This window comes from Dactylosporangium sp. NPDC051541 (genome assembly GCF_044454505.1).
Classification (GTDB): Bacteria; Actinomycetota; Actinomycetes; order Mycobacteriales; family Micromonosporaceae; genus Dactylosporangium.
On the sequence record NZ_JBITDU010000020.1, the window covers coordinates 12,535 to 28,694 of the forward strand.

General features: G+C 69.5%; 19 protein-coding genes. 7 read left to right on the forward strand and 12 right to left on the reverse strand.

What is annotated here, in order from left to right:
• Nucleotides 1-11 precede the first annotated feature (11 nt).
• From ACIA8L_RS48540 to ACIA8L_RS48550, 3 genes are read right to left on the reverse strand one after another with little or no spacing between them, the layout of a single operon-like run.
• A complete protein-coding gene (locus ACIA8L_RS48540; RefSeq protein ID WP_395915856.1) occupies nt 12-746 on the reverse strand; it encodes a LamB/YcsF family protein in 735 nt (244 codons plus the stop codon).
• On the reverse strand, nt 730-1,587 hold the full coding sequence (locus ACIA8L_RS48545; RefSeq protein WP_395915857.1) for a biotin-dependent carboxyltransferase family protein: 858 nt from the start codon (nt 1,585-1,587) through the stop codon (nt 730-732). The genes ACIA8L_RS48540 and ACIA8L_RS48545 overlap by 17 nt, the downstream gene beginning before the upstream one ends.
• A complete protein-coding gene (locus tag ACIA8L_RS48550) occupies nt 1,584-2,177 on the reverse strand; it encodes an allophanate hydrolase subunit 1 (protein WP_395915859.1) in 594 nt (197 codons plus the stop codon). The genes ACIA8L_RS48545 and ACIA8L_RS48550 overlap by 4 nt, the downstream gene beginning before the upstream one ends.
• A 212-nt stretch (nt 2,178-2,389) precedes the next feature.
• On the opposite strand from ACIA8L_RS48550, the gene ACIA8L_RS48555 reads away from it, so the two are divergent.
• Nucleotides 2,390-3,016 carry a hemolysin III family protein gene (locus ACIA8L_RS48555; protein ID WP_395916094.1) on the forward strand — a complete coding sequence of 209 codons (627 nt, stop codon included), beginning with the start codon at nt 2,390-2,392 and terminating at the stop codon, nt 3,014-3,016.
• Nucleotides 3,017-3,067: 51 nt separating this feature from the next.
• Here the strand turns inward: ACIA8L_RS48555 and ACIA8L_RS48560 are convergent, their stop codons facing one another.
• On the reverse strand, nt 3,068-3,337 hold the full coding sequence (locus tag ACIA8L_RS48560; protein WP_395915861.1) for a DUF6458 family protein: 270 nt from the start codon (nt 3,335-3,337) through the stop codon (nt 3,068-3,070).
• An 87-nt stretch (nt 3,338-3,424) separates the two neighbouring features.
• On the opposite strand from ACIA8L_RS48560, the gene ACIA8L_RS48565 reads away from it, so the two are divergent.
• Complete coding sequence (locus ACIA8L_RS48565; protein WP_395915863.1) at nt 3,425-3,901, forward strand: SixA phosphatase family protein; 477 nt, start codon at nt 3,425-3,427, stop codon at nt 3,899-3,901.
• A gap of 32 nt (nt 3,902-3,933) precedes the next feature.
• Here ACIA8L_RS48565 and ACIA8L_RS48570 read toward each other — a convergent pair whose 3' ends face one another.
• Nucleotides 3,934-5,787, reverse strand: coding sequence for an acyl-CoA dehydrogenase (locus ACIA8L_RS48570; RefSeq protein ID WP_395915865.1), 1,854 nt, complete (start codon nt 5,785-5,787; stop codon nt 3,934-3,936).
• Between the two features lie 247 nt (nt 5,788-6,034).
• Here ACIA8L_RS48570 and ACIA8L_RS48575 point away from each other — a divergent pair, with 247 nt between their 5' ends.
• Nucleotides 6,035-6,163, forward strand: a complete 129-nt coding sequence (locus ACIA8L_RS48575; RefSeq protein ID WP_395915867.1) for a hypothetical protein — start codon at nt 6,035-6,037, stop codon at nt 6,161-6,163.
• 109 nt (nt 6,164-6,272) lie between these two features.
• On the opposite strand, the gene ACIA8L_RS48580 is transcribed toward ACIA8L_RS48575, so the two are convergent.
• From ACIA8L_RS48580 to ACIA8L_RS48605, 6 genes are all read right to left on the reverse strand, one after another.
• Nucleotides 6,273-7,646 carry a dihydrolipoamide acetyltransferase family protein gene (locus ACIA8L_RS48580; protein WP_395915868.1) on the reverse strand — a complete coding sequence of 458 codons (1,374 nt, stop codon included), beginning with the start codon at nt 7,644-7,646 and terminating at the stop codon, nt 6,273-6,275.
• Between the two features lie 14 nt (nt 7,647-7,660).
• Nucleotides 7,661-8,644, reverse strand: coding sequence for an alpha-ketoacid dehydrogenase subunit beta (locus tag ACIA8L_RS48585; RefSeq protein WP_395915870.1), 984 nt, complete (start codon nt 8,642-8,644; stop codon nt 7,661-7,663).
• Nucleotides 8,644-9,777 (reverse strand): pyruvate dehydrogenase (acetyl-transferring) E1 component subunit alpha, encoded by a 1,134-nt coding sequence (pdhA, locus tag ACIA8L_RS48590; RefSeq protein ID WP_395915872.1) that lies wholly within the window; start codon nt 9,775-9,777, stop codon nt 8,644-8,646. Before pdhA ends, ACIA8L_RS48585 begins: the two co-directional genes overlap by 1 nt.
• A gap of 348 nt (nt 9,778-10,125) precedes the next feature.
• Nucleotides 10,126-10,311, reverse strand: coding sequence for a hypothetical protein (locus ACIA8L_RS48595; RefSeq protein ID WP_395915873.1), 186 nt, complete (start codon nt 10,309-10,311; stop codon nt 10,126-10,128).
• A 319-nt stretch (nt 10,312-10,630) separates the two neighbouring features.
• Entirely contained in the window at nt 10,631-10,810 is a 180-nt protein-coding gene (locus ACIA8L_RS48600; protein ID WP_395915875.1) for a hypothetical protein, read from the reverse strand.
• Nucleotides 10,811-10,819: 9 nt separating this feature from the next.
• Nucleotides 10,820-11,077: a hypothetical protein gene (locus tag ACIA8L_RS48605; RefSeq protein ID WP_395915877.1), complete on the reverse strand. Its 258-nt coding sequence runs from the start codon at nt 11,075-11,077 to the stop codon at nt 10,820-10,822.
• Nucleotides 11,078-11,251: 174 nt separating this feature from the next.
• On the opposite strand from ACIA8L_RS48605, the gene ACIA8L_RS48610 reads away from it, so the two are divergent.
• The 4 genes from ACIA8L_RS48610 to ACIA8L_RS48625 all read left to right on the forward strand — a co-directional run bounded on the left by ACIA8L_RS48610 (nt 11,252) and on the right by ACIA8L_RS48625 (nt 15,206).
• Nucleotides 11,252-12,097, forward strand: coding sequence for a helix-turn-helix domain-containing protein (locus ACIA8L_RS48610; RefSeq protein WP_395915879.1), 846 nt, complete (start codon nt 11,252-11,254; stop codon nt 12,095-12,097).
• A gap of 31 nt (nt 12,098-12,128) precedes the next feature.
• Entirely contained in the window at nt 12,129-12,329 is a 201-nt protein-coding gene (locus ACIA8L_RS48615; protein WP_395915881.1) for a DUF397 domain-containing protein, read from the forward strand.
• A 221-nt stretch (nt 12,330-12,550) separates the two neighbouring features.
• Nucleotides 12,551-13,084, forward strand: coding sequence for a GNAT family N-acetyltransferase (locus ACIA8L_RS48620; protein WP_395915882.1), 534 nt, complete (start codon nt 12,551-12,553; stop codon nt 13,082-13,084).
• Nucleotides 13,085-13,334: 250 nt separating this feature from the next.
• Nucleotides 13,335-15,206: a DUF4192 family protein gene (locus ACIA8L_RS48625; RefSeq protein WP_395915884.1), complete on the forward strand. Its 1,872-nt coding sequence runs from the start codon at nt 13,335-13,337 to the stop codon at nt 15,204-15,206.
• On the opposite strand, the gene fdhD is transcribed toward ACIA8L_RS48625, so the two are convergent.
• Nucleotides 15,203-15,991, reverse strand: a complete 789-nt coding sequence (gene fdhD / locus ACIA8L_RS48630; RefSeq protein WP_395916096.1) for a formate dehydrogenase accessory sulfurtransferase FdhD — start codon at nt 15,989-15,991, stop codon at nt 15,203-15,205. The two genes, ACIA8L_RS48625 and fdhD, sit on opposite strands and share 4 nt — an antisense overlap.
• Nucleotides 15,992-16,160: the final 169 nt, after the last annotated feature.

Sequence of the window (16,160 nt, forward strand, 5' to 3'; positions counted from 1 at the left end):
TAATCGATATGCTAGCCGACGAACGCCATCACGGGAACACCCGCGTCGATGAGTGCGGCCCGCACGGCCCGGGCCAGGTCGACCGCGCCCGGGCTGTCGCCGTGGACGCACAGCGACTCGACCGGGAGCCGGACCGTCGATCCGTCGACCGCCTCGACCACGTTGTCGACCGCCATCCGGACCGCGCGGGCGGCCACCGTGGCGACGTCGGTGACGAGCGCGCCGGGCTGGGAGCGGGGCACGAGCCGGCCGTCGGGAAGGTACCCGCGATCGACGAACCCCTCGTTGACGACCCGCAGCCCCCGCTGATCGGCCAGCCTGGCCAGCACCGAGCCGGGCTGGCACAGCACCGGCAGGTCGCCCGCCGCGGCGGCCGCGGCCACCACCGCCGACGCGGGCCCGGTGTCGACGGCCGCGGTGTTGTAGAGGGCGCCGTGCGGCTTCATGTAGGCGACCGGCCCGAACGCGGCGAGCGCACCGATCTGGTAGCGCAGCTCGTCGGTCAGCTCCGCCGGCGGCACGTCGATCTTCCGCCGTCCGAACCCGGCCAGGTCGCGGTAGCTGACCTGCGCGCCGACCCGCACGCCGCGCTCGCCCGCGCGGTCGCTGACCCGGCGCATGGTCGCGGGGTCGCCGGCGTGGAAGCCGCAGGCGACGTTCGCGCTGGTCACGATGGTCAGGAGGGCGTCGTCGTCACCGAGGCGCCAGACGCCGAACCCCTCACCGAGGTCACTGTTGAGGTCCACGGAATCGAACGCTATCGCCCGGCCGGGCCTGGGCCAGCAGCGGCAGATCGGCCGGGTGTACGACGGCGACCACCGGGTATCCGCCCGTGGTCGGGTGATCGGCCAGGAACACCAGCGGCTGGCCGTTCGCGGGCACCTGGACCGCACCGAGCACGATGCCCTCGCTCGGGAGCTCGGCGGTAACGACCCTGGTCAGCGCCGGTCCATCCAGCCGTGCGCCCACGCGGTTGCTTTCACTGCGGATCTGGTACTCGCCGGACCCGAGCCGCCCCGCGTCCGTGAACAGATCGGCGCGGGGTCCCCACGCGATGCGCAGCACGATGGGGCCGCCGAGGACAGGGCGGGGCGCCACGTCCACGAGAGCGGGAAAACCGATCGGTTTCCCGAGTGGGAGCCGGTCGCCGGCACGCACCGCGGGCGGTCCGAGCAGCGACAGCGTGTCGGTCGAGCGACTGGAGAGGACCGGGTCGGGAGTCAGGCCACCGCTGATCGTGCAGTACACCCGAAGCCCATGCATTGCTCTTCCGACTTCGATCCGGTCTCCGGCCCGGACCGGCACGGGGGCGTTGAGCGGGGCCGGGCGGCCACCGACTCGCAGCGGGGCGGCGGCGCCGGTGATCGCGATCGTTCCCGCGCGCTCCACGACCGCCGTGAACGGGCCGAGCGTGATCTCCAGGCCGGCCGCGTCCGGCGGGTTGCCGACGAGCCGGTTGCCGAGCTCGAGCGCGGGGCGGTCGAGGGCGCCGGAGCGGGGGACGCCGAGGTGGGCGTACCCGGGGCGGCCGCGGTCCTGCACGGTGGTGAGCGGGCCGGCGATCTCGACCCGCAGCTCGGCGCTCACGCTTTCGAGAAACGGACCGTGCGGCCCGGGGTCATCAGGGCCGGCGGGGTGCGATCGACGTCGAAGAGCTGGGCCGGGCTGTGGCCGATGATCCGCCAGCCGCCCGGGGACGGGGTCGGGTAGATGCCGGCGAACTCGGCGGCCAGGGCGACGGAACCGGCCGGGACCCTGGTGCGGGGGGTGTCGAGGCGGGGGACGTTCCAGGGCAGGCCGCGCAGGTAGGCGAAGCCGGGCGCGAATCCGCAGAACGCGACCTGCAGATCGGTGCCGGTGAGGACGTCGACGACCGCGGCGACGCTGACGCCGGCGAGCTCGGCCACGAATGGCAGGTCGCCGCCGTCGAAGTGGACGTCGACGGTGAGGGGTGGCTGTGGGGGTACCGATGCCGGATCGAACGTCCAGTCGGAGAGCTTGGCGGCCAGGCTCGTGGCGTCGGACACCCCGTCTAGCAGAACTGTGCGCGCACCGGGCACGATGTCGGTCACCGGGAGCCGGCCGGCGGCTCGCTCGGCGTCCAGCGCGGCGAACCAGTCGAGCGGGTGGTCGACTTCCAGGAGCAGCGCGTCGGCGCCGACGGGGCGAACATGCACCTCGTCACGATAGAAGGTGCAGCTTGTGCCGATCGAAGGAGCAGCTCGTCCGATAGGACGTCCAGCTCGTGCCGATCGACGGGGCTGTGATTTTGCCGCGTGACGTGTTTCGCCTGACGATTACTTGCCAGTAACCTACGGAACCGTAACCTGGAGGGGTGACCGTGAAGACCGAAACCCGCCTCCGCCCGGTCGACCTGGGGAAGCCACGGATGCGTGGCTGGCTGCACGCGTATGCGGCGGGCGCGGCCGTCATCTGCGGCATCGTCCTGTGCTCGCTGGCGGCGGCCCGGCCGGGCTGGGCCCCGTTCGTGAGCTGCGTCGTCTACAGCCTCACGGTGGTCGCGCTGTTCGGCACCAGCGCCCTCTACCACCGGCGCGTGTGGTCGGAGCGCGGCTACAAGATCATGCGGCGGCTCGACCACTCCATGATCTTCGTGTTCATCGCCGGCACCTACACGCCCTTCAGCGTCCTGCTGCTCAGCGGCACGACCCGCGTCGCGATCCTGACGACGGTCTGGGCCGGCGCGATCCTCGGCGTGGCCTCGAAGCAGATCACCGCGATGAGCCGGCACCGCTGGCTGTCGGCGCCGCTGTACATCGCGCTGGGCTGGGTCGCGGTCGCCGTCCTGCCCGACATCCTGCACAGCGGCGGCGTGACCGCGCTGGTGCTGACGCTGGTCGGGGGCGGCTTCTACACGGTCGGCGCGGTGTTCTACGCGCTGCGCAAGCCCAACCCGTGGCCGACCGTCTTCGGCCACCACGAGTTCTTCCACGCCTGCACGCTGGTCGCGGCGATCTGCCACCACATCGCGATCTACTTCGCCCTCTACGCATAGCCGTGGCCCGGAGGGACACCCTCCGGGCCACGGCTCGTGCGTTTGGTTCGGTCAGTAGCGCCGCGTGCGCCGCTCGATGACCTCGTCCGCGGTGGGCGGGATCACCGTTCCGGCGGCCGGCGGGGGCGGCGGGGCCGCCGAAACCACCGTGCGACGGCGCGAGTTCCAGAAGTACAGGGTCAGGGCCAGGCCAACGAGCCCGGCGAGCTGGAGAATCCAGCCGATCGTGTCGAGATTGAACGGTCCGACGTCCGTGTCGTCCAGCCCGAACGTCATGATCGCGCCGACAACGATCAGTAGGATACTTCCGCCGATACCCATCGAAGGCCTCCCGAGCCGATGTGTGGGTAACTGTCTGTGCTCCGGGTTACCCACCCACGACGTTTCTCAATCGGAGAGGCTGGCAGCATGACCGAGCGGACGCTGATCCTTCTGCGGCACGCCAAGGCGGCCGACCCGGATGACTACGCCACCGACATCGAACGGCCGCTCGCCCCGCGCGGTCAGCGCGACGCCGCAGCGGCCGGAGTGTGGCTCAAGGAGCAGGGCCTCAAGCCCGACGCGGTACTGTGCTCGCCCGCGGTCCGCACCCGGCAGACGCTGGAGGCCCTGGGGCTGGAGGCACCGGCGGTGTTCGAGCACCGCATCTACACCGGGCCGGCCTTCGACACCCTCGAGCTGGTGCGGCAGACAAGCGTGTCGGTCTCGACGTTGCTGCTGGTGGGGCACAACCCGACGATCTCTGACTTGTCGAACGAGCTGTACAGCGCTTCGTTGGACAGCACCGGCCTGTCGACGTCGGGCCTGGCCGTGCACCGCTTCGCTGGTGTGTGGTCGTCGCTGACGGAGGCCCGGCTCATCCTGGAGCACACCGCTCGTGGATGAGCCGGGTTTCGTCGTCAGCCTGGTTTTGTCGATTAGAACGAGTCTTCGCCCAGCTGCATCGCGTCCAGGGTCGTCGACTCGATGATCCGGCGGTCGGCACCCACGCGCGGCAGGATCTCGTGCGCGAAGAACTTGGCCGCCGCCACCTTGCCCTCGTAGAACGCCTTGTCGGCCGGTGACACGTCGCCGGCCAGGGCCTTGAGGGCCACCTCGGCCTGGCGCTGCAGGAGCCAGCCGACCACGACGTCGCCGAGGTCGAGCAGGAAGCGCCGGGTGTTGAGGCCGACCTTGTAGAGGGCCTGCGGGTCGCCGGCCTGCGCCTCACCGAGCCAGCCGGTGAAGATACCCAGCATCTGTTGTACTTCGGTCAGCGCCTTGCCCAGCGCGACGCGCTCGACCTTCAGCTGCCCGTTGCCGCCCTCGGACTCCAGGAACTGCTGGATCTCCCCGGCCACCGTCAGCAGCGCCTTGCCCTGGTCCCGCACGATCTTGCGGAACACCAGGTCGAGGCTCTGGATCGCGGTGGTGCCCTCGTACAGCGTGTCGATCTTGGAGTCGCGGACGTACTGCTCGAGCGGGTAGTCCTGGAGGAACCCGGACCCACCGAAGGTCTGCAGCGACTCGTGGCTCAGCAGCTCGTAGGCCCGCTCCGAGCCGACGCCCTTGACCAGCGGCAGCAGCAGGTCGTTGACCCGCTTGGCGATCTTCGCCGCCTTCTCGTCGCCGGCCGCCTCGGCGAGGGCCACCTTGTCCTGCCAGGTCGCCGTGTACAGCACGAGCGCGCGCAGGCCCTCGGCGTATGACTTCTGCATCAGCAGCGAGCGACGCACGTCGGGGTGGTTGATGATGGTGACCCGCGGGGCCGCCTTGTCCGTCGACACCAGGTCCGCACCCTGCACGCGGCTCTTGGCGTATTCGAGCGCGTTGAGGTAGCCGGTCGACAGCGTCGCGATGGCCTTGGTGCCGACCATCATCCGGGCATACTCGATGATCATGAACATCTGGCGGATGCCCTCGTGCACGTCGCCGAGCAGCCAGCCCTTGGCCGGCACACCGTGCCCGCCGAACGTGACCTCGCACGTCGTGGAGACCTTGATCCCCATCTTGTGCTCGACGTTTGTCACGAAGGCGCCGTTGCGCTCCTTGAGCTCGCCGGTGTCGGCGTCGAAGTGGAACTTCGGCACGACGAACAGCGACAGCCCCTTGGTGCCGGGCCCGCCCGCACCGGGCGTGTCCACCGGCCGGGCCAGCACGTAGTGCACGATGTTCTCGCTGAGGTCGTGCTCGGCGCTGGTGATGAACCGCTTCACGCCCTCGATGTGCCAGGACCCGTCGGGCTGCGGAACGGCCTTGGTCCGCCCGGCGCCGACGTCGGAGCCGGCATCCGGCTCGGTCAGCACCATCGTGGAGCCCCACTGCTTGTCGACGAAGAGCTTCGCCCACTTCTTCTGCTCTTCGGTACCTTCGATCCGCAGCGTGTTGGCGAACGAGGGCCCGGACGCATACATCCAGACGGGTGCGTTCGACCCGAGGACGAGCTCGGCGAGCGCCCACCAGAGCGCCCGCGGCGCGGCGGTCCCGTCGAGCTCGGTGGGCAGATCGAGCCGCCAGAACTCGGCCGCCATGAACGCCTGGTAGGACTGCCGGAACTTGTCGGGCATGCGCACCGAGAACGTGGCCGGGTCGTAAACGGGCGGGTTGCGGTCCCCGTCGACGTAACTGGCGGCCAGGTCCTCCCGGGCCAGCCGCTCCACCTCGCCGAGAATGCTGCGGGCGGTGTCCACGTCGATGTCGCCGTAGGGACCTTGCCCGAGCACCTGCTCGACACCGAACACTTCGAACAGGTTGAACTCGAGGTCCCGCAGGTTGCTCTTGTAATGGGTCATCGCGGAGGGTCCCCCGTCTGTTTTTGGGTCACGCCTGTGTGGGAAGCATCGCCGATCCGGGTTACCAGCCGGTAACAGCAATCTTATTACTCGCGGGTAACGATCAACAACCCGCTCCTGCGAGTGAACCGGACCACAGCCGAGCACGGTGAGTACCGCTATGGAGCACTTGAGTAGCAGACACGCCGTCACCCAAGGGTGATGCGGTCGTTGACCGGTTACTCCCAGTCAGAAGGAGGGCCGCGCGATGATCGTCCGCCTCATGGGCTCGCTCTTCGCCCCGAAGTACCCCCGCTTCTACACCGGCCGCCACCGCGCCCCGATGCGGTCGCTGTCCACTTGGGGCGCCGGCCTCAGACCTCACGAGCGCGAGTGATCGCCGCGGCCGTGTAAATCCGACATGTCGGGGTGCCGAGCGCTCGACATGTCGCGCGCACGGAAGTGGCCCCGCGCTGGAGAGCGCAGGGCCACATGTGATGAGGCAGCTAGCTCCAGGCGAGCATCGCGGCTTCGGGGTCTTCCAGGTAGGAGCCGATGTCGCGGAGGAACTTGGAGCCGAGTTCGCCGTCGATGATGCGGTGGTCGAACGACAGGCCCAAGGTTGTCACCTGGCGGACCTTGATTTTGCCGCGGTGGACCCACGGCTGCTCGCGGACCGCGCCGAAGCACAGGATGGCCGACTCGCCCGGGGGCAGGATCGGGGTGCCCGTGTCGACGCCGAAGACGCCGACGCTGGTGATGGTGAACGTGCCGCCCGCCATGTCGGCCGGGGGAGTCTTGCCCTCGCGGGCCGTGCCGACCAGGGCGGTCATCGCGTCCGCCAGTTCCCTCGTGGTGAGGGTCTGGGCGTCCTTGATGTTGGGGACGATCAGACCGCGTGGCGTGGCGGCGGCGATGCCCAGGTTGACGTAGTGCTTGATGACGATCTCGTCGCCGGCCCAGGTCGAGTTGACCATCGGGTGGCGGCGCAGGGCCAGCAGGACCGCCTTGGCCACGATCAGCAGCGGGGAGATCCTGGCGTCGGACCATTCGCGGTTGGTCTTCAGGCGCTCCAAGGCCTTCATCGACCTGGTCACGTCGACCGTCAGGAACTCGGTCACGTGCGGGGCCGTGAACGCGCTGGCCACCATGTTTTCGGCGGTCAGCTTGCGCACGCCCTTGACCGGGATGCGCTCCTCCCGCTCGCCGGGCACGGCCGCCCTGATCGCCGGCGCCGGAGTGGCCTGGGCGCCGAGCACGTCATCGCGGCTGATCGAGCCCTGCGGGCCCGTGCCCGTCAGCGCGGTCAGGTCGATGCCCAGGTCGCGGGCCAGCTTGCGGACCGGGGGCTTGGCCAGGACGGCGCCCGTGCGGGTCGCGGGCGGGGTCAGCGCCGGTGGGACTACTGGGGTTGGCGCGGGCGGTGGGAGTACCGGAGCGGGATTTGCAGAGACTCTCGGGCGCCTCTTCGCGGCCGTGGTCCTGGGGCCGTAGCCCACCAGCACCGGGGTCCGGCCGCCCGCCACGGGGCCGCCGACCATGCCCGGCTCGACGGGAGCGTCGCCGGCCACCTCGACGGCGGCCAGTGATGCGGCCGACGGCGGCGGCAGGTCGGTCGGCAGGTCGCCGGCGCCCGGGTCGGTGTCGATGGCGATGATCGGGCGGCCGACCTCGACCATCGTGCCTTCGGGGTGGTGGATGTGGATGACCTTGCCGGCCCACTTCGCCGGGATCTCGACGGCCGCCTTCGCCGTCTCGACCTCGACGATCGGCTGGTTGAGCGCGATCGTGTCGCCCTCGGCCACCAGCCACTTGAGGATCTCGCCCTCGGTGAGCCCCTCGCCCAGGTCGGGCAGGTTGAACTCTTTGACCCTGGTCATGTGCGCGCGGCCCCCTAGAAACCGAACGAGCGGTCGACGGCGTCGAGCACCCGGTCGAGGTCCGGAAGGTACTCCTCCTCCAGGCGCGCGGCCGGGTAGGGGGTGTCGAAGCCGGTGACGCGCAGGACCGGGGCCTCGAGGGAGTAGAAGCACTCCTCGGTGATCCGGGCCGCGACCTCCGAGCCGAGGCCCAGGTTGCCGGGGGCCTCGTGGACCATGATCGCGCGGCCGGTGCGGCGGACCGAGTCGTAGACCGGGCCCATGTCCAGCGGCGACAGGGTGCGCAGGTCGATCACCTCGAGGGAGCGGCCGTCCTCCGCGGCCGCGGCGGCGGCGTCGAGGGCAGTGCGGACCATAGGACCATAAGCAATAACCGTCGCATCGGTACCGGCACGAGCGACGCGCGACGCGTGGAGCGGAAGCGACGCCGAGTCGACGTTGACGTCGCCCTTCTCCCAGTAGCGCCGCTTGGGCTCCATGAAGATGATCGGGTCGTCCGACTCGATCGACTGCTGGATCATCCAGTAGGCGTCGTCCGGGTTCGAACAGGAGACGACCTTGAGGCCGGCGGTGTGGGCGAAGTATGCCTCCGGGGACTCCGAGTGGTGCTCGACCGCGCCGATGCCGCCGCCGAACGGGATCCGGATGACGATCGGCAGGCTCAACTTGCCGCCGGAGCGGTAATGGATCTTGGCGACCTGGGAGACGATCTGGTCGTAGGCCGGGTAGACGAAGCCGTCGAACTGGATCTCGCAGACCGGGCGGTAGCCGCGGATGGCCAGGCCGACCGCGGTGCCGATGATGCCGGACTCGGCCAGCGGCGTGTCGATGACGCGGTCCTCGCCGAAGTCCTTCTGCAGCCCGTCGGTGATCCGGAAGACGCCGCCGAGCTTGCCGACGTCCTCACCCATGATCAGGACCTTGTCGTCGTGCTCCATGGCGCGGCGCAGGCCGGTGTTGAGTGCCTTGCCGATCGTGAGGTTCTCCGCGGCGGCCATCAGTGCCCACTCCCCTCGAAGGACGCGAGGTACTTGGTGAACTGTTCCTTCTGCTGCGTGAGCTCGGGGGAGCCGTGCGGGTAGACGTGGTCGAACAGCGTCTTCGGATCCGGGTCCGGCAGGGACAGCACCCGCTCCCGCAGGCTGACGGCGGCCACGCGAGCCTCTTCGTCGATGGCGTCGAAGTAGTCCTCCGCGGCCAGGCCCTGCTTGGTCAGGAAGGCGCGGAGCCGCTTGATCGGGTCCTTGGCCTGCCACGCCTCGACCTCGCTGGCGATCCGGTAGCGGGTCGGATCGTCGGAGGTGGTGTGTGCGCCCATCCGGTAGGTGTACGCCTCGATCAGCGACGGTCCCTGGCCGTGCCGCGCATCGTCCAGCGCCTTGCGGGTGACCGCATAGCAGGCGAGCACATCGTTGCCGTCGACCCTCAGGCCCGGAAAGCCGAAACCGCTGGCTCGGTGGTACAGCGGGACGCGGGTCTGGCGCTCGAGCGGCTCCGAGATCGCGTACTGGTTGTTCTGGCAGAAGAACACCAGCGGCGCGTTGAACACCGACGCCCAGATGAAGGCCTCGTTCACGTCGCCCTGACTGGTGGCGCCGTCGCCGAAGTAGGCGATCACCGCCTCGCCGTCATCCGAGCCGACCTTGCCGTCCTTGGTGATGCCCATGGCGTAGCCGGTCGCGTGCAGCGTCTGCGCACCGATGACGATCGTGTAGAGGTTGAACTTGCACTCGTTGGGGTCCCAGGCGCCCTGGTCGACCCCGCGGAACAGGCTCAGCGGCAAGATCGGGTCGATGCCTCGGGTGTAGAGAACGCCGTGCTCGCGGTAGGTCGGGAAGGCCATGTCCTGCGCGCGCAGTGCCCGGCCCGAGCCGACCTGCGCCGCCTCCTGGCCCAGCAGGCTCGCCCAGATTCCCAGCTCACCCTGGCGCTGCAGGGCGGTGGCCTCGGCGTCGAGCTTCCGGACCACGACCAGGTCGTGGTAGAGCGAGCGGTACTCCTCGTCGGTGAAGTCGACCGAGTAGTCGGGGTGTTCGACCCGGTCCCCTTCGGGGGTGAGCAGCTGCACGAACGCGGGTTCCGGCGCGGCCCGTGTTCCTGACGCCCGGGCCTTGACTTCGCCCTTCGCCATCCGTATCTCCCTGTCGTCTCTCGCGTCGGCAGCGGGGTTGACCCGGCCGCGCGGCGGGGGTGTGTGCCACGCGGCGACCCGGTGGGGTCGCACGTCGCTACCGGGCATGACCGGGGTCATGCCCGGCGTCGGCCCCGGGCTCTGCCTCGCAGGGTATGCGGAGGCTACGGCGCCGTTGCCGGTGTGTGTCCAGCATCGCAGAAGGCGTGTGGATCGACACCATGGAGTCGCGCGTTCTCCGTGTCTTCGCCGGGTTGCGCCCAGTTAGTCCGGATGTACCGATCAGGCGGGATCGCCGGTTCGCGGTCGCTCGAGGTTTGGAGTTCTGGTGTCTTCGGACGTGCGCCATCATCGGCTGTTCTCGCCCAACCGGCGGCCGCTGCTGATCTCCGCGCTGCTGGTCCTGCTCACCTCGGTGCCGACCATGATCGTGGTGGTGGCCGGCAGTGCGACGCTGGAGACCGCGCCGCCGCCCCGCTCGCCCGTCATCGCCGACCCGCAGCCGGGGCCGGTCATCGTCGGCTCGGGACCCACGTCCGGACTGCACGCCTCCGGGCCCGCCGGTCGCAACTCCCTCGGTGCCGTTCCGACCGCTCCACAGCCACCTTTGCGGCCGCGGGCGTCTTCGCGACCATCGGGCGGATCCGGCGGTACCGGCGGAGGAAGCGGTTCGATTGTCAAGAAGGCACCGCCCCACCGTCCTTCGGTGGAAGCCTCGCCACCACCGGCCACCGACCCGTCGCCGATTCAGGATCGGGCGTGGCCCGGGTGGGACGACAACATCAAAGAAAGCGGTACCCATCAGGGTCGGTCGATCGGACAATTCCGGTCGGCCGATTCGGCCTTTCCGGCACTACCGTCCGGCGCGGGTGTTGGAGTTGCGCGTGACGATCGCCCATGCCGTGGAGAACGGTTTGCACGGCCACTGCGCACACCCCGCCGCGCAGCCCATGGCGGGCCGGCCGACGACGGGCTGGTGGCGCTCGACCCGGCGGCGGGCATCCGTTACGGCGTGGTCGTAGACAACGGCCATTGACGCTCCTCAGACGCTCTGGGCGACCGGCGCCGTCCACAGCAGGCGCGCGTTGTAGAGCTGCTGCGCCGTGGCCAGCGCAGCCTCGGCCGAACGGAACACGGCGACCTCGGTCTTGCCGTTGCCGAGGCGCCACGTGAGCACCGCCTGATCGGGCAGTTCGTGCCCCCAGGCAACAACCTGCGGGTGGTCGTCGTCGAGTGGATCGGCGACAATGCCGAAGAGTCGCGGTGCGTCTTCGAGCAGGAGCATGTCATCCTCGGGCACCGCTGATCTCCCTCCGGCAGAGGTGCGATCTGACGCCTTCAGAATGCACGTGCAGGTTACGCACGGCAATACGGTCTTGCGAACTTGAGTAGAGCAAGCCAATCGCTCACCGACCGCACGCTTGCGTAGCACCCCGGTAACGGACACACTCGACCTGAGTAATGGAGGTGAGCGGTGTCCAGCGCCCACAGCCCCACGTTCCCCCGGTTCCAGTTGGGTAAGCAACTGCGTGAGCTGAGGGAGAAGGCCCGGCTCACTACTGAGGACGTGGGTCTGCAACTGGACTGCTCGCCGAGCACTATCAGCCGGATGGAAGGCGGCAAGGTCGGAATCCGGCGCAGCACGCTGGAGCGCCTGCTCGAGATCTACGAAGTCACCGACCAAGAACAGATCGACACATTGGTCGTCCTCGCGCGACAGGGCAAAACGCGAGGCTGGTTCGCCCGCTACGGAGATCTGCCCGCGAGCTACTCCCGGTACATCGGCCTGGAGTCGAGCGCGGTGGAAATGCGCGACTACGAGGCGCTCGTCGTGCCCGGAATGCTGCAGACGGAGGAGTACACGCGGGCATTGCTGGCCGCGTCCGCCTCGACTGCGGAGTCCGACGAGACCGGCGAGGCGCACGTCAAGGCGCGCCGCGAACGGCAGAACCTATTGACCCGCGAAGAACAGCCCCTGCAGCTCATAGCCGTCCTCGACGAGAGCGTCATCCGGCGCAGCATCGGCGGAGTCGACGTCATGCGGTCGCAGCTCAAGCACCTGGCCGACATGGGCCGGGCGAGAAACGTGACGGTCCAGATCCTGCCCTTCTCCGGAGGGGCATATGCCGGCATGGCTGGATCGTTCGCGATTCTCAAGTTCCAAGATGCACCAAGCGTCGTGTACGCCGAGGCCATGACCGGCGACATCTACCCGGCCGCCGATGATGTCCAACGATACGCTGACGTGTTCGAGAATCTGCGAGCTGCCGCGCTCAGCCCGTTGGAGTCGATCAAGATGATCGAGGATTCTGCGAACTGAGTCCGGCCCTGACCCGAAGGAGTGCGCAGAGATGGCTGCGCTGAACGAGCAGTGGCACAAGCCCACGCGAAGCGGTAACAACGGACAGTGCGTCGAAGCGCGGTTCGTCGACGGCGTCGTCGAGGTCCGCAACTCCAACTCCCCCGATGCGGGCTCGGTTCGCTTCACCCGCGCGGAATGGGAGACCTTCATCGCCGCGGTCGACTCGGACGGCGAGTTCCGCCTTCCGTAACCTGATCTGTTTTTAAAACGAAGGGACGACCCCCGACCGGGTCGTCCCTTCGTCTTTACTGCGAGCCATTTCCGATGCTATCGCCCGGGTCGGGAACGGCGGTACTTGACGGTCCTTCCCGGTCCTCAGTCCGCGCGATGTAGCAAAACCGACGAATCGGACCGGGTAGCAATCCTGCGATGTGGGTGTCGCGAACGGGGCTCGGGGAGTAACTATGAGTTATGAGCACTCAGGTGTCGCCGGCGTCGCAGGTGTCCGCGCTCGCGATCCGGGCCTACCGGCCCACGGATCATCGGGAGTGCCGGCAGCTCTGGGCCGAGATGACCGCGGCCGACGCCGGCCTTTACGGCGCCGCGTCGCCCGATGACTCCGGGGCCGCGTTCGAGGAGTACCTCACCCGGCTCGACCTGTCCGGGATGTGGGTCGCCTCCGACGTCGGCGGTGGGGTCGTCGGGATGGTCGGGTTGCTGCTGGACGGGCGGGGCGGGCAGGTTGAGCCGCTCGTCGTCGCGGCCTCGTGCCGGGGGTCGGGGATCGGGCGGGCTTTGCTTTCGCACGTCGCTGACCAGGGGCGGCGGCGGGGGCTGGGGCAGTTGAGCATCTCGCCTTCGGCTCGCAACCTGGATGCGATCCGGTGTTTGCACGCGGCCGGGTATGACGCTCTGGCTCGGGTGACGCTGGCTATTGATCTCAGGCCGGCGGCTACTGGATTTGAGGACGGGATCGATCTCTACGATCTCCGGTTCCGATACTGAGCCGTCGGCTGCCGTTCGCTTCGGCTGCTGTTCGCTTCGCCACGATAAGTCGGGCGCTTCGCGCCACGACTTATCGGAAATTTCGTATTTTTATGGTTTCGGCGTTTTGGGGGATTTGCGGCGGGTTTGGTGAGCATGGTTCGCCTGTAGCGGAGTTCGGTCACGTTCGCCAGGCCTGTGGACAAGAGGGGTTATCCACAGGCGGAAAGTTTGTCTTCCGGCGGGGTGCGGGCGAGGTCAGGCTCGGTGCATGACTTACGACATGCGGCTGCGCGGACCGGCCGAGCTCCTCTCGGCCATGCCTTATCTCCTTGGCTTTCATCCCACCGACAGCCTCGTTGCGCTCGGCCTGCGCGGCTCCGGCCTGCACATGCAGCTGCGGGGTGACCTGCCCAGCGATCACGACGTCGGCGAGATGATGGCCGACACCTATGGACGCCTGTTCGGGCGCAACGCGATCAACGGCGCGCTGCTCATCGGCTACGGACCACCGGAGCGGGCCGACCCCTTCCTGCAGCTGGTCAACGAGGCGATGGTCACCCGCGGGATCGCGGTGCACGACATCCTGCGCACGCACGAGCGGCGATACTGGTCGCTCTACTGCCCCTCGCCTGACTGCTGCCCGCCGGAGGGCCACCCGTTCAACCCGGAGACCTCGTTCGCCGCGGCCGAGGCGACGCTGGCCGGCCTGGTCGCCATGCCGTCCCGGGCCTCGATCGCCGCGTTGTTCAAGGGTCCGGAGGGGCCGGCGCTCGCGGCGATCGAGCAGGCCGACAACCGGGCCAACCTGCGGGTCCTCCGACTCGTCGCCAACCGCGACCCGGCAGGCATCCGAGCGGCGGCGGTCGCCGCGGGCCGGGTGGCGCTGGAGGCCGCCCTACAGTGCTACGCCGCCGGTCAGCGGCTGTCCGACGACGAGCTGGCCTGGCTACAGGTCCTGCTCCACGTGCTCGACTTCCGCGACCGCGCCTGGGAACGGCTCGACCAGGACACCCGCTGCACTGGCAACCCGGCCATCGAGGCGCACCGGCGGCTCTGGATGGACATGGTGCGCCGCTGCGAGCCGGCGGCGGTCGCACCTTCGGCGACGCTGCTGTCTTACCTTTCCTGGCGCACCGGAAACGGGCTGTACGCGGCGCTGGCCCTGGACCGGGCGGTGGAGGCCGACCCTGGCTACACGGCCGCCGGTCTCATGGCGGAGATCCTGGGTCGCGGGCTGTCGCCGGCCGAGGTGCCGCCGATGATGCGTCGCCCCCGTCGGACGCCGCGGGGACCGACACGGTCGGCCGTTCTGCCGCGCTCGCTCCGCCGTCCCAATGCACCTCGTGCGCTTGGTGCTTTGTGGACCTCCGGTTCGTCCCGCACTCCCAGCTCGCCGACGGTGCCTGGTTCGCCCACGGTGCCTGGTTCGTCGCCGGTGCCTGGATCGGTGCCGGTGCCTGGTTCGTCACCGGTGCCTGGATCGGTGCCGGTGCCTGGTTCGCCCACGGTGCCTGGTTCGTCGCCGGCGCCCGGGTTGGTGCCCGTGCCTGGGTCGCTGCTGATGCCTGGGTCGCCGTTGGTGCCTGGTTCGTCGTCGGGCTCTCGTTCGTCGGCGGTCTCTGGGGAGTCGTCGGGCTCTCGTTCGTCGCCGGTCTCGGGTGAGCCGGGGGCCTCTGGTTCGTCTCGTGGTGGTGCTCGACCTGGGGTTCGGTTCGATGGATTGGGGCTGCGGCGGGGGCCGGATTCCGGGAACGGTCAGGATGGCGGCTGGGGCTTGCACCAGGTTTCGGGCATTCGTCAGCGGCCGGCGTACGCGTTCGGGTCGGGGCCCCGAGCTGGGACGTTCCTGTGCACGGACGCGGCGGGCGACCTCGAGATCGTCACGCGGCCGGTGTCGCCGGCGGCGGGCGGGGACGCGGCCGTTGCGACGGATTCGGTGCCGGCCGAGAGCGGTGGACCCGCGGTGGGGTTCGGGAGCGCGGCGGCTTCGAACGCGTCTGTGGAGGTCAGTGCGGTGGAGGTCGGCGGGGTGAGAGACGCAGGCGGTGTGGAGGTCCGCGGGGTGAGAGAAGTAGGCGGCGTGGAGGTCGGCGGGGTGGGGGACGTCGGCGGGGTGGGGGACGTCGGCGGCGTTAGCTAGTGGGCTGGCTGGTGGGTCTTAGTCGGCGGGAGGGACGGGACGCCCTGGACGCGATGGGGGGAGGAGTAAACGTTGAAGGTGGCGCCGCGCAGGAAGCCGATCAGCGTCAGGCCCGCCTCGGCGGCCAGGTCCACGGCGAGGGTGCTCGGTGCGGAGACGGCCGCCAGCAGGGGGATGCCGGCCATCCAGGCCTTCTGGCACAGCTCGAAGCTGGCCCGTCCGCTGACCATGAGGAGGTGTCCAGCGAGGGGGAGACGCTGCTGGCGGACGGCCCAGCCGATGACCTTGTCGACCGCGTTGTGCCGGCCCACGTCCTCGCGTAGGCAGACGAGCTCGCCATCGGGGGTGAACAGGCCCGCCGCGTGCAGGCCGCCGGTGGTGTCGAAGGCGCGCTGGCGTCGGCGAAGGGCGTCGGGCAGGGCGGCCAGGACTGAGGGGGCGACGGTGACCGGGTCGGCGCTCACGTCGAAGGAGGAGCGCGTGCGCACGGCGTCGATGCTCGCCTTTCCGCAGACGCCGCAGGAGGAGGTGGTGTAGAAGTTGCGGGCCGCCTGCTGAGCGACCGGCGCCGGCACGTCGGCGCTCAGCCGGACGTCCACGACGTTGTACGAGTTCGGCTCCTCGTCGCCGGCGCACAACTTGGCCGTGACGACGTCCGCGGCCTGCTGGATGACGCCCTCGGTGAGCAGGAAGCCGATGGCGAGGTCGAGGTCGTCCCCCGGGGTACGCATAGTGACCGCCAGCGCCGCCCCGCCGACCCGGATCTCGAGGGGCTCCTCGGCCACGAGCGTGTCCGGGCCGACTCGCGCTTCGAACTGCCCGACCTGCGCTTCGACCTGCCGGACCTGCGCCTCGACCTGCCCGGCCTGCGCCTCGACCCGTCCGGCCTGCGCTTCGGCGTGTCCCGCTTGCGCCTCGACCTGCCCGGCCTGCGCCTCGACCCGTCCGGCCTGC

What these genes read in the sequence shown, in the direction of transcription:
- ACIA8L_RS48620 (WP_395915882.1), top strand. Translation starts at nt 12,551, where the DNA reads ATGAGCACTCAGGTGTCGCCGGCGTCGCAGGTGTCCGCGCTCGCGATC.
- ACIA8L_RS48600 (WP_395915875.1), bottom strand. Translation starts at nt 10,810, where the DNA reads ATGGCCGTTGTCTACGACCACGCCGTAACGGATGCCCGCCGCCGGGTC.
- ACIA8L_RS48560 (WP_395915861.1), bottom strand. Translation starts at nt 3,337, where the DNA reads ATGGGTATCGGCGGAAGTATCCTACTGATCGTTGTCGGCGCGATCATG.
- ACIA8L_RS48585 (WP_395915870.1), bottom strand. Translation starts at nt 8,644, where the DNA reads ATGGCCGCCGCGGAGAACCTCACGATCGGCAAGGCACTCAACACCGGC.
- ACIA8L_RS48625 (WP_395915884.1), top strand. Translation starts at nt 13,335, where the DNA reads ATGACTTACGACATGCGGCTGCGCGGACCGGCCGAGCTCCTCTCGGCC.
- ACIA8L_RS48615 (WP_395915881.1), top strand. Translation starts at nt 12,129, where the DNA reads ATGGCTGCGCTGAACGAGCAGTGGCACAAGCCCACGCGAAGCGGTAAC.
- ACIA8L_RS48570 (WP_395915865.1), bottom strand. Translation starts at nt 5,787, where the DNA reads ATGACCCATTACAAGAGCAACCTGCGGGACCTCGAGTTCAACCTGTTC.
- ACIA8L_RS48575 (WP_395915867.1), top strand. Translation starts at nt 6,035, where the DNA reads ATGATCGTCCGCCTCATGGGCTCGCTCTTCGCCCCGAAGTACCCCCGC.
- ACIA8L_RS48580 (WP_395915868.1), bottom strand. Translation starts at nt 7,646, where the DNA reads ATGACCAGGGTCAAAGAGTTCAACCTGCCCGACCTGGGCGAGGGGCTC.
- ACIA8L_RS48565 (WP_395915863.1), top strand. Translation starts at nt 3,425, where the DNA reads ATGACCGAGCGGACGCTGATCCTTCTGCGGCACGCCAAGGCGGCCGAC.
- pdhA (WP_395915872.1), bottom strand. Translation starts at nt 9,777, where the DNA reads ATGGCGAAGGGCGAAGTCAAGGCCCGGGCGTCAGGAACACGGGCCGCG.
- ACIA8L_RS48555 (WP_395916094.1), top strand. Translation starts at nt 2,390, where the DNA reads ATGCGTGGCTGGCTGCACGCGTATGCGGCGGGCGCGGCCGTCATCTGC.